The sequence below is a fragment of the Sphingopyxis sp. PET50 genome (assembly GCF_025244705.1).
In the GTDB taxonomy this organism is placed as follows: Bacteria; Pseudomonadota; Alphaproteobacteria; order Sphingomonadales; family Sphingomonadaceae; genus Sphingopyxis.
On sequence record NZ_CP104207.1, the window covers coordinates 2,116,878 to 2,130,109 of the forward strand.

Annotated in this window: 10 protein-coding genes, 1 tRNA gene and 1 pseudogene; 4 read left to right on the top strand and 8 right to left on the bottom strand. The window is 65.4% G+C overall.

Features of this window, described 5'->3' with window-relative positions; all coding sequences use genetic code 11:
* Positions 1 to 84 precede the first annotated feature (84 nt).
* Both N0A20_RS11200 and N0A20_RS11205 read left to right on the top strand, forming a co-directional pair.
* Positions 85 to 1,122, top strand: a complete 1,038-nt coding sequence (locus N0A20_RS11200) for a hypothetical protein (RefSeq protein ID WP_260580490.1) — start codon at positions 85 to 87, stop codon at positions 1,120 to 1,122.
* Positions 1,123 to 1,130: 8 nt separating this feature from the next.
* On the top strand, positions 1,131 to 1,787 hold the full coding sequence (locus tag N0A20_RS11205) for a Fe2+-dependent dioxygenase (RefSeq protein ID WP_260580491.1): 657 nt from the start codon (positions 1,131 to 1,133) through the stop codon (positions 1,785 to 1,787).
* A gap of 31 nt (positions 1,788 to 1,818) precedes the next feature.
* On the opposite strand, the pseudogene folE reads toward N0A20_RS11205, so the two are convergent.
* Positions 1,819 to 2,416, bottom strand: a pseudogene (folE, locus tag N0A20_RS11210) (GTP cyclohydrolase I FolE).
* Positions 2,417 to 2,848: 432 nt separating this feature from the next.
* Here folE and N0A20_RS11215 point away from each other — a divergent pair.
* Positions 2,849 to 5,830, top strand: a complete 2,982-nt coding sequence (locus N0A20_RS11215) for a TonB-dependent receptor (protein WP_260580492.1) — start codon at positions 2,849 to 2,851, stop codon at positions 5,828 to 5,830.
* A 124-nt stretch (positions 5,831 to 5,954) separates the two neighbouring features.
* Here the strand turns inward: N0A20_RS11215 and N0A20_RS11220 are convergent, their stop codons facing one another.
* The gene (locus tag N0A20_RS11220; RefSeq protein WP_260580493.1) at positions 5,955 to 8,105 is read right to left on the bottom strand and encodes a TonB-dependent receptor; all 2,151 of its coding nucleotides are present in this window, start codon (positions 8,103 to 8,105) and stop codon (positions 5,955 to 5,957) included.
* Between the two features lie 13 nt (positions 8,106 to 8,118).
* Complete coding sequence (locus N0A20_RS11225; protein ID WP_260580494.1) at positions 8,119 to 8,625, bottom strand: Plug domain-containing protein; 507 nt, start codon at positions 8,623 to 8,625, stop codon at positions 8,119 to 8,121.
* A 262-nt stretch (positions 8,626 to 8,887) separates the two neighbouring features.
* Here N0A20_RS11225 and N0A20_RS11230 point away from each other — a divergent pair, with 262 nt between their 5' ends.
* Positions 8,888 to 10,966, top strand: a complete 2,079-nt coding sequence (locus N0A20_RS11230; protein ID WP_260580495.1) for a hypothetical protein — start codon at positions 8,888 to 8,890, stop codon at positions 10,964 to 10,966.
* A gap of 346 nt (positions 10,967 to 11,312) precedes the next feature.
* Here N0A20_RS11230 and N0A20_RS11235 read toward each other — a convergent pair.
* From N0A20_RS11235 to N0A20_RS11255, 5 genes are all read right to left on the bottom strand, one after another.
* Positions 11,313 to 11,388, bottom strand: a tRNA-Phe gene (locus N0A20_RS11235).
* Between the two features lie 96 nt (positions 11,389 to 11,484).
* On the bottom strand, positions 11,485 to 11,679 hold the full coding sequence (locus N0A20_RS11240) for a DNA gyrase inhibitor YacG (protein ID WP_260580496.1): 195 nt from the start codon (positions 11,677 to 11,679) through the stop codon (positions 11,485 to 11,487).
* Positions 11,669 to 12,223 carry a hypothetical protein gene (locus N0A20_RS11245; RefSeq protein ID WP_260580497.1) on the bottom strand — a complete coding sequence of 185 codons (555 nt, stop codon included), beginning with the start codon at positions 12,221 to 12,223 and terminating at the stop codon, positions 11,669 to 11,671. Before N0A20_RS11245 ends, N0A20_RS11240 begins: the two co-directional genes overlap by 11 nt.
* Positions 12,224 to 12,257: 34 nt before the next feature.
* Positions 12,258 to 12,398 (bottom strand): hypothetical protein, encoded by a 141-nt coding sequence (locus N0A20_RS11250; protein ID WP_260580498.1) that lies wholly within the window; start codon positions 12,396 to 12,398, stop codon positions 12,258 to 12,260.
* A 257-nt stretch (positions 12,399 to 12,655) separates the two neighbouring features.
* Positions 12,656 to 13,225: a Maf family protein gene (locus tag N0A20_RS11255; protein ID WP_260580499.1), complete on the bottom strand. Its 570-nt coding sequence runs from the start codon at positions 13,223 to 13,225 to the stop codon at positions 12,656 to 12,658.
* Between the last annotated feature and the right edge of the window lie 7 nt (positions 13,226 to 13,232).

The window sequence follows — 13,232 nt, forward strand, 5'->3', positions numbered from 1 at the left end:
CGCGCCCTCGCCGCACCGGGACCAACGCATGCCGGGGGCGTTCCATCTGGCCAAGGGCCCTCGCCTTTCCTATGGCGCTAAGCGATGGCCGACGATCCGTTCCAGTACCGCTTTGCCGCCGATGCGGGCCTGCTGCCGCACATGGCCGATCTTGCGAGCGACCGCGTGCTGGTCGCGCTGCTCGGCGAGGCGGATTATCGGAACGCGAGTTTTCTCGACCAGCGGCTGCTGACCGACCGGATCGGGCGCGAGTGGATGGAGTGGGACGCCCTGCCCGACCTCGGCCCCGCGGCGGCGCGACCCGATTTCATCTTTCATATCGGCCATGTCGGTTCGACCCTCGTCTCGCGCCTGCTCGCCGAAGTTGGCGACGTGCTGCCGCTGCGCGAGCCGATGCTGCTGCGCACGCTGGCGCAGGTCGCCGAACGGATCGACAAGCCGGAGTCGGTCTGGTCGCCCGACCTCTATCGCCAGCGGCTCGGACAGGTGACGGGCTGGCTCGGCCGTAGCTTCCGTCCGGGGCAGGCGGCGATGGTCAAGGCATCGAGCGTCATTACGGCGATCGCCGGCGACCTGACCGATGCCGGAGGCCGTGCGCTGTTCCTTTACGTTCCCCTCCCGCGCTACATCGAAACCATTGTTGCGGGCGAGGCATCGCTCGCCGAGACACTGTCGCAGGCGCCCGCGCGCATGGCGCGGCTGGCGGTGCTGGTTCCGGACTTCGCGGAGCGGCTGTGGCAATTGCCCCCCGTGACGCGCGTCGCGATGAGCTGGCTTTGCGAAATGGCGACCGCCGCCCGCACCCTGCCGCTGGCCGATCCGCGTCATTTGTGGGTCGATTTCGAAGCGATGCTGGCCGATCCCGCCGCCGCCCTGACGGCGCAGGCGCGGCATTTCGGCCTGGCGCCCGATGCGAAGCGTATCGAGGCGGTGCTGGCAGGCCCGATCATGCGCCAATATTCGAAGGCGCCCGAGCATGGCTACAGCGCCGGCCTGCGCCGGCAATTGCAGGCACAGGCGGCCGCCGATCATCGCCCCGCGATCGCCGAGGCCATCGCATGGGTTGAAGCGCTCGCGGCAAGCGATAAGACACTCGGCAACCTGCCGATCCACGGCCCATAGGAAATGCGATGTTCAAGACCGTCCAACTGCTCGACACAGGCGAAGTCCGCGCGCTGCGCGAGATCGCCGCGGCGGGGCAATTCGTCGACGGCAAGATCAGCAACCCGCATTCGAAGATCAAGAACAACCTGCAGCTCCACGACGCGCAGGCCTATGAACGCTCGTCGAAGATCCTGCTCGACGCGATGGTCCGGAACGCCGACTTCATGGAGTTCAGCTTTCCCGCGCGCATCGCGCCGCCGCTGCTGACGCGCTACACGCCGGGCATGCATTACGGGCTGCACCCCGACGCCGCCTATATCCCGCTGCCCGACGGACAGCTGCGCACCGACGTCAGCTGCACCGTGTTCCTGAACGATCCCGCCGATTATGACGGCGGCGCGCTGCATGTGCGGCTTGGCAATGCCGATCTGCGCTTCAGGGAGGCGCCCGGCGTCGCGGTCGTCTATCCGTCGCATACGCTGCACGAGGTCGAGCCGGTGACGCGCGGCGAGCGGCTGGTCGCGATCACCTTCATCCAGAGCCTGATCCCCGACGCGGCGCACCGCAACCTGATGTACGAACTCAACGAGGTCGCGGCGCTCGAAGGCGGCGCGATGGCGCCGGAGAATTACACGCGGCTGCAAGCGGTGCAGTATCAGCTGCTGCGGATGTGGCGGCGCTGATGCTTCGTCGCCTTCGCGGGGGCGACGCGGTTTAGTAACCCATCAGGCTGAGCACTTCCTTGCGGCTGCGGTCGTCCTCAAGGAAGCAGCCGAGCAGCTGCGCTCGTCACCATGCCGACGCCGGGGGTGCGCACGCCGCGGCCGGTCATGCAGCCATGCTGCGCGTCGATCACCACCGCGACCCCCTGCGGCTTCAGATTGTCCCAGATGCATTGCGCGACTTCGGCGGTCAGCCGTTCCTGCACCTGCAGCCGACGCGCATAGCCGTTGAGCACGCGCGCGAGCTTGGAAATGCCGACGACGCGGTCGCGCGGCAGATAGGCGATCGACGCCTTGCCGGTGATCGGCGCCATATGATGTTCGCAGTGCGACTGGAACGGAATGTCGCGCAGCATGACGATCTCGTCATAGCCGCCGACCTCTTCGAAGGTGCGCGACAGGTGGACCGCCGGATCCTCGGCATAGCCCTGGCAATATTCGAGCCACGCCCGCGCGACGCGCTTCGGCGTGTCGATCAGCCCCTCGCGCGCGACGTCGTCGCCGGCCCAGGTGATCAGCGTGCGGACCGCGTCGAGGACATCGTCCGGCACCACCGGCTTGCCGTCCGGCCCCACTTCCACCTTCGTCATCCGCCCGCTTTCACTGTTGCTTTCATGTCGCACATTTCGGCGCGATTGTGCCATTACGCAACCCCGGCCTGCGAAGAATTTCCTGTCCCGAAACAAGTTTACGTTGCGGAATCGGAGCTTTTTTCAGCCACGACAAAGCAAGAAAATTTCCGGAAACATCGCTGAACAAGTCCCTTGACGCTATCGTCAACTAAGCGCAGTTTTAACGCATTACAGAACCTGCCGAAGCAGGTCGTGATCGGAGATGCCGGCGTCAGTCCCCGGGCGCCGGTGGGGAGAGGACGATGCCCAGCACGGCTGGCTACACATATTTGCGCTCGCGCTGGATCGACGAGGTCCGGCGCCCGTAGTCATGTCTGGGCATATCCCCTCCCGATTGGAGCGATGCAATTGGGCGGCCCGCGGACGCGGGCCGAAAAAGGGAGGCTAAATATGAAGTTCAAGGCACTGATCGGCACCTCGATCCTTGCGATGTCGGTCGCGTCGCCGGCCTTTGCGCAGGATGCGGCGGACGAGACCGAACGCGACGCCTTTGGCGGCGAGATCGTCGTCACCGCGCAGCGGCAATCCGAACGCCTGCAGGATGTTCCCATCGCGGTCAGCGCCTTTTCGACCGAAGCCCTCGAGGCCCAGCAGATCAAGACGCCGTCGGATCTTCAGTTGACCCTGCCCAACGTCACCTTCACCAAGACCAACTTCACCGGCGCCAGCTTTACCATCCGCGGCATCGGCGACCTTTGCGTCGGCACGACCTGCGACAGCGCGACCGCGATCCACCTGAACGGCGACCCGCTGTTCTCGACCCGCCTGTTCGAGACCGAATTCTTCGACCTCGAGCGCATCGAGGTGCTGCGCGGGCCGCAGGGTACGCTGTTCGGCCGCAACGCGACCTCGGGCGTGGTCAACGTCATCACCGCCAAGCCCAAGCTCGGCGCGTTCGAAGTCGCAGCCGAGGGCGAATATGGCAATTACAACTCGATCAAGGGCAAGGGGATGGTCAACATCCCCGTCGGCGACACGCTGGCGCTGCGCGTGGCGGGCATCTACCTGAACCGCGACGGCTATACGAAGAACCTGTTCCTCGGCAACCGCATCGACGACCGCGACCTTTATTCGGTGCGCGGTTCGATCCGCTGGGAGCCGACCCCCGACACGACGGTCGATTTCCTGGCCTCCTATTTCCACGAGCGCGACAACCGCACGCGCATCCAGAAACAGCAGTGCCAGCGCGATCCGACCGGCATCCTCGGCTGTCTGAACACCCGCCGCGACAATGCGCCCTTCAACGGCAATGCGACCTTCACGGCGGCGCTGACGTCGAAGGAGTTTCTGGCGACCCAAGGCATCCCGACCGCCTTTGCGCTCGGCAGCCTCTATGGCCCCGACGTCTATGCCAACACGACGATCCCCAGCGATCCGCGCGTCGTGAACACGGCTTTCACGCCGCAATATTTCACCAGCGAACTGACGCTGCAGGGCCAGATCGAGCATAATTTCGGGCCGGTGGCGCTGCAGATTTCGGGCCAGTACCAGAAGGTCAAGCTCGACTCGATGCAGGACTACAACAGCAATGTCGGCAACCGCGCGCTTTACGCGCCGGCGCTGAACACGCTGGCCTTCTTCGCGGCCAACGGCATCCCCACCGGGTTGCCAGCGCCCGCTCCGGCCTTCGTCCCCGGCTCGGCCGCCTATTTCGCGCCGATCGCCGCGGCGATCATGCCGCAGGGGCCGAACGGCCCGCTCTGCACCTCGATGCCCGAAGAAACCGGCTTCGGCTCGTTCGGCGGCAACAGCATCTGCGACGCGACCTCGCTGCAGTTCGACCGTTCGAACCAGTATAACAGCAGCTGGTCGACGGAAGCGATCCTGACCAGCGACTTCGACGGTCCCTTCAACTTCCTGGTCGGCGGCATCTATGCCGATTACCATCTGACCGAGAACAGCTATTATGTGAACGCCTTCCCGATCGACTATCTGACGGGCGTTCTCGGCGCTTTCAACAGCTTCGCCAACGGCCTGCCGCCGTCCTTCCTGGCGACGCCCTTCTTCCGCAACAACACCGACGATCTGAAGATCAAATCCTATGGCATCTTCGGCGAGGCCTATTTCGAATTCAGCGACCGGCTGAAACTGACCGCCGACCTGCGCTACAACAACGACAAGAAGAGCGTGCTGGCGCGGTCGACCCTGGCGAGCTTCCTGACGCCGATCGGCCTCGGCGGCACCGTCTTCGATTCACCCTTCGTCGGATCGTTCGACGCCGATCCGGGCACGCCGGGCAACCAGATCATCCAGGCCCGCAGCGTCAAGTTCAACAAGCTGACCGGCCGCGCGGTGCTCGACTTCAAGGTCACCGACGACAATCTTCTCTATATTTCCTATTCGCGCGGCTACAAGTCGGGGGGCATCAACCCGCCGTTGCAGCCGATCTTCGCGGTTCCGGAAAGCTTCAAGCCCGAACAGGTCGATGCCTTTGAAATCGGCTCGAAAAACACCTTCGGCAATGGCGCGTTGCAGTTGAACCTGACGGCCTTCTATTACAAGTACAAGGACCTGCAGCTCAGCAAGATCGTCGCCCGCACCGCGGTCAACGACAATATCAACGCCAATATCTGGGGCTTCGAAGCCGAAGCGATCGTCCGCCCCGACCCCAACTTCGTCGTCAACCTCGGCTTCAGCTATCTGAACACCGAAGTCTCGGGCGATAATTTCAGCAGCAATCCGCGCGACTTCGGCGGGGGCCGCGAAGACGCGGTGATCATCAAGGACATCACCAACGCCGCGAACTGCGCCGTCGCCTCCACCTCGGGCAGCGTTGCGGGGGTCAATGGCTATGTCAACCAGATCAACGCGCTGATCAACGCCGGGGCCTTTGCCGCCAATGGCGTGCAGGGCGGTGCCGGGCTGCAGGGCACGACGCCCTTCCCGTCCGACGGCGGGATCAAGTCGACCGGCGCGTTCAGCATCTGCGGCGTCCTGCAGGCCGCCGCCGCGACCGTCGGCCCGGCTTTCGGCGGGGTCGAGGTCTTCTCGGCCAGCATCCCGGTCAACCTGAAGGGCAACAAGCTGCCGCAGGCGCCGAACTATAAATTCTCGGCGGGCGCGCAGTATACGATCAACTTCGACAACGACATGTCGCTCGTCCCGCGCTTCGACCTCGCCTACACCGGCGACAGCTATGGCAGCATCTTCAACGGCAACGTCAACAAGATCAAAGGCTATGCGCAGGTCAACGCCCAGCTCCAGCTGAACGGCGCCGACGACAAATGGTATGTGAAGGGGTTCATCCAGAACATCTTCGACTCCAACAGCGTCACCGGCCTGTATGTGACCGACCAGTCGTCGGGCAACTATACCAACATCTTCACCCTCGAACCGCGCCGCTACGGCATCGCGGCGGGCGTGAAGTTCTAAACGTCCCCGGCGGCACCGCCGAAAAGAAAACCCGGCCTCTCGGCGGAGAGGCCGGGTTTTTTCTTGCCCGAAGGCCGTGAACCGAAAGCGGGGAGCGGACCGGCCGCCCCCGCTCTTCCCCAGTTCAGAATTTGAAACGGCCGGTCACGCCATAGGTGCGCGGCTGGCTCGGGTAACCCGAGACGCTGCCCGCCTGGGCGACCGCCGGGAAGATCGTCGTCAGATATTGCGCGTTGGTGAGGTTGCGGCCCCAAACACCCAGTTCCAGACCATTGTTCAGCTTGACGGTGAAGGACGCGTTCAGGCTGTTGACCTCGCGCTTCAGATTCTGCGCGACGCTCATCGGCAGGCCGGTCAGGCCTTCGACGATCTGGACGGGGCTTTCATAGGCATAGTCGACATGCGCGATCGCCTTTGTCCCGCCGGCGAATTCGTAGGTGTAGGTGCCGCCGACCGAGAAGGAGAGTTCGGGGATGCCCGCGGGCGTGGTGCCCGAGATGTCGCCGAACGCCGAATTGACGAAGCTATCGTATTTGGCGTCGAGATAGGTCGCCGCCAGCGACAGGTTGAGCCCGTCGACCGGCCGTACCGAACCGTCGAATTCGATGCCGAAGGTCGACTGCTTGCCGGCGTTCGCCAGCGCGAAGCCGGTGCCGGTGAAGATGTTCGACTGGAAGCCCTTGATCGACTGCTTGAACACCGCGAGGTTCAGGGCCGCGACCGACCATTGGCCCTTCAGTCCGAATTCGTAGACGGTCGATTCCTCGGGATCGGCAAAGCGCGAGCCGGTGCCCAGGTTGTTTACCCCAAGCCCGCCCGAGATGATCGTCGGCAGGTCCGAAGCCAGCGGGCGGCTGTCGCGCGACAGGTTGACCGAGCTGGCCTTGAAGCCCGTCGCATAGGTCGCATAGATATTGACCGTGTCGGTCAGCTCATAAGCGGCGCGGATGCTGTACGACAGGTCGCCGTCGTTGGTCTTGCCCGGCTCGACCGCGTTGGGCAGGTTCAGGAAGGGCGGCAGGAACTGCAGCGGCCGCAGCGCCAGCAGCGGATTGACCGCGGCATTATTCTGGTTCGCCTCGGCGAAAGCCGCCGCACCGGCGCTGACCTGACCGAAGGCGGCGGGCTGCGCCTGCGCGAAGGCGCCGATTTCGGCCGCGGTCGCGAGGCGCCCGAGGCCCAGGAGGTTGCCGACGGTCGTCGCAATGCCCTGCTGGGTGATGGCGGTCCGCCCGATGCCGACCAGATCGAGGCCCGAGAAGACGTCGCTGCTGATCACATTGGTCGAGAAGCGCTTGCGGTCCTTCGTATAGTTCGCGCCGACCGTCAGCGTCAGCCGGTCGGTGACTTCGAAATCGACCGTCCCGAAGATCGAGAAGGCCTCGTCCTTCAGCCGGTAGGATTCGTCGAGACCGTCGCCCTGCCGGAAGAACTGGCCCGTATAGAGCCCCGGATTGCCGAGGATGCCGCCGATCTGCTGTTCGAGGCCCGCAACCACCGCGTTTCCGGCGGCACGCGCATTCGGCGAGCTCAGGACCGCGGCGGGATTGATCAGCGCGCCGGCATAGGGGCGGAAATCGGCACCGAAGCGGATGTCGTTCTTCTGCTTGATCTTCTCGTTGAAATAATAGCCGCCGAGCAGGAAGTTGATCGGGCCATCGAAGTCCGAGGTGACCCGGAATTCCTGGGTGAACGTATTGATGCCCAGATTCTGGCTGTTCTCGCCGATCAGGTCGGCGCCGGTGAAGTCCGAATCCTGGTTGGTGAGCGCGCGCACCTGACGATAGGCGGTGATCGAGGTCAGCGCGAGCGCCCCGAGGTCATAGTCGATCTGCGCCGAGCCGCCATAATTCTCGATCTCGTTCGACGACAGGAAATTATTGTAGACGTCGTAGGAGAAGGGATTGTTCGCATCGACGCTGGGGCCGCCCACGAGCGCGTTGGTGATCGCGACGGTCGGGCCCGCGATGACGTTGCCGGCGATGCAGCAATTTTCGTCGATCTTGTCATAGTCGCCGATCAGGCGGATCGACAGCGCGTCGGTCGGTTCGAACAACAGCTGGCCACGCACGCCCCAGCGGTTGCGGTCGTTGACGTCGGTGCCGAGCTTCAGGTCCTGCGCATAGCCGTCGCGGCGGTTGTAGTTGCCGCCGATCGAGAAGGCGACGGTGTCGCCGATCGGGCCGGTGACGTCGCCCTTGACGGTGATCGCGTCGTAGTTGCCATAGGTCGCCTCGATCGAGCCGCCGAATTCATATTGCGGCTTCTGCGTCACGATGCTGATGACGCTAGGCCGATGCGTTCTTGCCGAACAGGGTCGACTGCGGGCCGCGCAGCACTTCGATGCGCTCGACGTTCGGAAGATCGCCGATCTGGGCCGCCGAGCGCGAGCGATAGACGCCGTCGATGAAGACGCCGACCGAGGGTTCGATGCCGGCGTTGTTGGCGCCGTTGCCGAAACCGCGGATGATGAAGTTGGTGTTGGCGCTCGACTGCAGCTGCGACACGCGCAGGCTGGGCACCGACGACTGCAGGTCAATGAGGTCGCGGATCTGCGATTCCTCGAGCTGCGCCGCCGAGGTCACCGAGACGGCGACGGGCGTGTCCTGCAGCGTCTGGGCGCGCTTCGACGCGGTAACGATGATGTCGTTGCCATAGTCGGTATCGTCGGCGGCGGGCGCCGCGGCATCGGCGGCGGTATCGTCGGCCGGCGCGGCGTCCTGGGCAAAAGCGAAAGCGGGGGTGGTTGCGGCGCACAACATGGTGGCGCCCAACAGGATGTTGCGCAAGGTCATGGGTGTCTCTCTCTCCAACCCGTCGAAGCGCGGCCTGCCTAGCCAAAGGAGGGGATGCTCCAGCGGGAACCCGCCGCTCTAGCCGCCCGGTTCGGGCCGTCAACGAGATGCTGCGGAAACCGCCCCTTTTTCCTGCGGCTTAGTGACTTTATGGCAACAGTCGATATCATCCGGAACGCCGGGCACGCAGCGCGGTCGCCGGGGGGCCACGGGATTTTTGCTCTTGCGGGCATGGGACGGGGCGAAATCGAGGAGGATCGAGATGCGGGCAGGACGAGCGGCGACCAGCATCCGGTCGGGTGTCACCTGGATCGCCAAGCTTCTTCTGGTCGTCGTGTCGCTGGTCGAAAAGACCGTCGATCTTGTTGCCGAACCCGTCGCCCGCCTGATGCTGCGCGGGGCATCGCCCGGCCTGCGCTGGGGGATGGTGCTGGCGTTGCTCACGGCCTCGGTCGCGGGCGTCGTGCTTGTCCCCCGGCCCTGGTGGCTGCCGATCGCCATCGTCGGACTGCTGATTCTGGTTTCGGTATTCCGGGAATGGCAGAAGGGCGAAACGCTGCGCGACCGCATTCTCGACCGCCACACCGACGAGAACCCGGATGCCGTGCCCGATCATCTGGCGCTCAATGCCATCGCAGCGCTCTATATCATTCCCCTGTTCGCAGCCGTTTTCCTTCGCCTTCACGAATGGACCGGAGGATTCAGCAACGATCCGTCGCCGCTGGAATTCGTCAGGCTGAGTTTCGACAATCTGATCGACGTGGTGACGCTCGACGTCGGCGGCGCGCTGAATCTCAATATGGCCACAACCGCCGCCGAGGCGCCCTGGGCGAAAGCCGCGGTGGTCATCCAAAAAGCCCTGCTGGCGGCCATGTTCCTGGGAGCAGCTTCATCGCTCGTTCGTTCCAGACAGGCGGCCGACGACAGCATCAAGGTGCTGGACACCTATCCCGACATCGTGCTGCGGCTCGGGAGCCGCGGTCTCGATCGGCTTCGCCAGCGGCTCGCGGACCCGCCACCCGATCCGCCCAAGACCGATAATCTGGCGCTGCTGCGCACCAGCGCGGCCTACGCGCTGTTGACAGAGACGTTGGCGTCCGGATCGCCGCCCGGATCGACCACCGCGACCTGGATCGCCACGCGCCTGCGCGACCGCAATCTGATGGACAAGGTCGCGGGGCGACTGAAAGCCTATGGCGATTTTTTCGACATTCAGGACAAGGATTTCCAGTTCGACGACGAATATCGGGCGGACATGGACAGGGTCGGCGCCAGGCGGCTGCGGCTGAAGACGGGGCGTTTCGGCGTCCATCCCACGAGCAATCCGCCCAGCGCCGAGGAAATCTATCACGACGACGATGTTCGCGATGTCTGCGAATCCCTGCGCTATATGGCGGCGATGCACGAACCCACGCCCTGGACGGACGACGTCTGGGTTCCGATCAATATCTTCCTGAAATGCAACAGTCCGGCGATCCGCTCGGCGGCGGCGACCTATGCCCGCAACTATGCGACCTATGCGACCGAAGCGGCGCCGATGGCGGGTCATCTGCTCGCGGCACTGGCCGTGGAAAACAACCGCGAAGCGATGCTTGCCCAATTGCACGCGCTGCGTCCATTCGCTGTCCGCGATGCGGATGCGATCGCGACCGTCTGGCCGTTACTGGATACGGACGACCGCGACATCCGGCGAGCCGCCGCTGCCGTCCTCGTCGCATCGAACGACCCCGCAGCGATCGGCGCCGACCGGTTGAAGCGCATGGCGGAAAGCCCTGACCCCTATGTGCAGAAAAGCAGCGCCTATCTGCTCTACGGAGCCTGTGAGGCCGGCGGGACCCTTGGCGTTGATCTGCTCGACCATGCGGACCCCCTTGTCCGGATCGCGGCACGAAACCAGGTGCGCGGCACGGAGTCGGTCGCGGCGGCTCAAAAGCTGGCCCGCGCCCTGCTGGCCGATCCGGATGACGCGGCAGACCGGCGCCACCTCTTGCTGGCAGCGATTCCGGAAAACAGCCGGAACGCACGATTGATGGCCCTTGTCGGCCGCATCATCGAGACGCACCCCCGGCCGGTGGCCGCCGAGTATGGCGTCTACTGCGCCATGAAAATGAAGGCCGCATCGCTGGCGGAGACGATCCGGCGCCGCATCGAGCGCGAGCGGTCTGCCGGCTCGCTCGATAGGTCCTTTCTGATCGCGGCCGCCGATGCGGCGGGGTCGTTCGGCGACGCAGAAGCCATCCCGTTCCTGGAATGGCTGAGCCAGAGCGACGACGACTTCCTCGTCGAAACCGCGCAACGGAATCTCGCCCGGTTGCGGAGCGTGCCGGACCAGGAAAATTAGAGCATCGTGCGTTAAACCTGAACCGCCTCCCCGAGCCCTTCGGCTGCCTTGCAGGCGCTCAGGATAAGCTTCGGCCTCCGGGCCGAAGACGAGGGGCTATACCGAGCGAAGTCGAGGCAGCGAGCAGTTTCTCGCTTCGCTCGAACGAGCCCCTCGTCTTCGCTCGGGGATACGGAGTGATTCAGATTTCACGTAATTTGATGTGGAGACGCTCCCCCGTCCCTCGCGCCCGGCGATGGCGCGCTGTTCGACCGTAGGAAATATCGCGACAGGTGCACCAAAAGGGATGCGCTAGTGGCGCACACGCGCTGTTACGGTCGCCTAACCTTGGATTTACGGAAGTTTATGGTGCCTGGGGACGGGATCGAACCGCCGACACTGCGATTTTCAGTCGCATGCTCTACCAACTGAGCTACCCAGGCACGGCCTTGGCGGGGCCGACCGGCCCGCTGGCGAGCGGCGGCTATAGGCAGGGTGCGGCGTCCTGTCCAGCACCTTTGTTGCGCCCTTTTCGCACGCTACTCGTCGGTGAAATTATCCTGGTCGGCGGTGCCGTCGGCGGGCTGATCGGCCGGCACGCGATAGCCCTCGCCGAACCAGCTGAGCAGGTCGCGATCGCGGCAGCCGCGGCTGCAAAAGGGTTTGAACGCGTCGGCGCGCGGCTTGCCGCAGAGCGGACAGGCGCGCGCCTTGACGGAGGATTTACTGGGCATGGCCCGTTCCTTTGATGGCCGCGTCGGCCGTGATTTCGACCGGACGTCCGGTGCGGGTCTGCAGCATATGGGTCCACGCAGGGCGCGCCGCAATATGCTCCGCCACCGCGGGTCGCGCGGTCAGCCGCAGCGTCCCCGTCCCCGTTGCGCGCTCGGCCTGACGCAGCAGCAGCGCGGCGTCGGTGGCGACCGGGTCGAAGCGGACCTGCTCGATCAGCGACGGACGCTCGCGGCGGCGGATGATCTGCAGGAAACCGAATCCGTTAACGGCCGTGCGCTCGAACGGCTGGGGCAGCAGCGCGTCCACGAGCGCGTCGATCGCCTGCCGCTCGGCGCGGCCCGGCAACGACGGAAAATCGACCCCGATCGACCCGCCGACATCGCAGCAGCGAACGACATGGACCGCGGCGCGCGCGCCGGCCTTTGCGAGCGTCATCGCGTCACCCTCGCCGTCGATGTCGATCAGCAGCATCGCCGGAGTGGCGTCCACCCAGAGCGCGCCGCCGGGAAAGGGCCAATGGCCGGTACGGACATGGTCGATCATTTCGGACCAGCCCGCCGCCTCCAGCCGGTCGGGGCTAGGCCGCGTGAAGATCGCTCACCGGGATGCCGCTCGCCGCGATGCGCGCGCGCAGATCGGGCCCGGCGCCTGCCACCGCGCCGGGTTCGGCCAGCCGCGCCCGCGCCGGCTTGTCGCGCCCGCGTTCGCGCAGCGCCATGCGCGTGATCTCGACGGTCAGCCGCGCGCCGACCGGCGTGGCTGCCGGAGCCTCCGCCAGGCTCGCCTGCGGTTCGCCCGGCGCATCGAGCGCGACGACTGCGCCGCCCCCGCCTTTCCGGGCTTCGACCAGTTTCGCGGCGATGACGGCGCCTAGCCCGCGGCCGCTCGCCCTCGCGTTCGATCCGCGCTTCGACGATTTGGCCGTTCTCGACCAGCGCGGCGCGCGCTTCGCCGATGCCGGCTTCGTAGAGCCACTCAGCCAAGCGGAACGCCCGCGCTGCTCAGCAGGCCGCGCGTTTCGAACAGCGGCAGGCCGACCACGTTCGAATGGCTGCCCGACAGGAAGCGGACGAAGCTCTCCGCCCGGCCCTGGATCGCGTAGCCGCCCGCCTTGCCCATGCCCTCGCCGCTCGCGACATACCAGTCGACCTCGGCGGCGCTGAGCACCTTGAAGGCGACGATGGTATCGACGGTCCGCACGCGCGGGCGCCCGTCGGTCCCGACCACGCATATGCCCGACCAGACATGGTGCCGCCGCCCCGACAACAAGCCGAGCATCCGGCGCAGATCGGCCTCGTCGGCCGGTTTTTCCAGGATACGGCGCCCGACGGCGACGGTCGTGTCGCCCGCCAGCACCACCTCGTCCGCAGCGCGCGTGACCGCGAGCGCCTTGCCCTCGGCGAGCCGCGCGACATAGGCGCGCGGCAGTTCGCCCTTCAGCGGGGTCTCGTCGATTTCGGGAGCCGCGATACGCGCGGGGATCAGGCCGATGCGCGCGAGCAGTTCGCGCCGCCGCGGCGATGAGGATGCGAGGACCAGATTCACGCGGGAT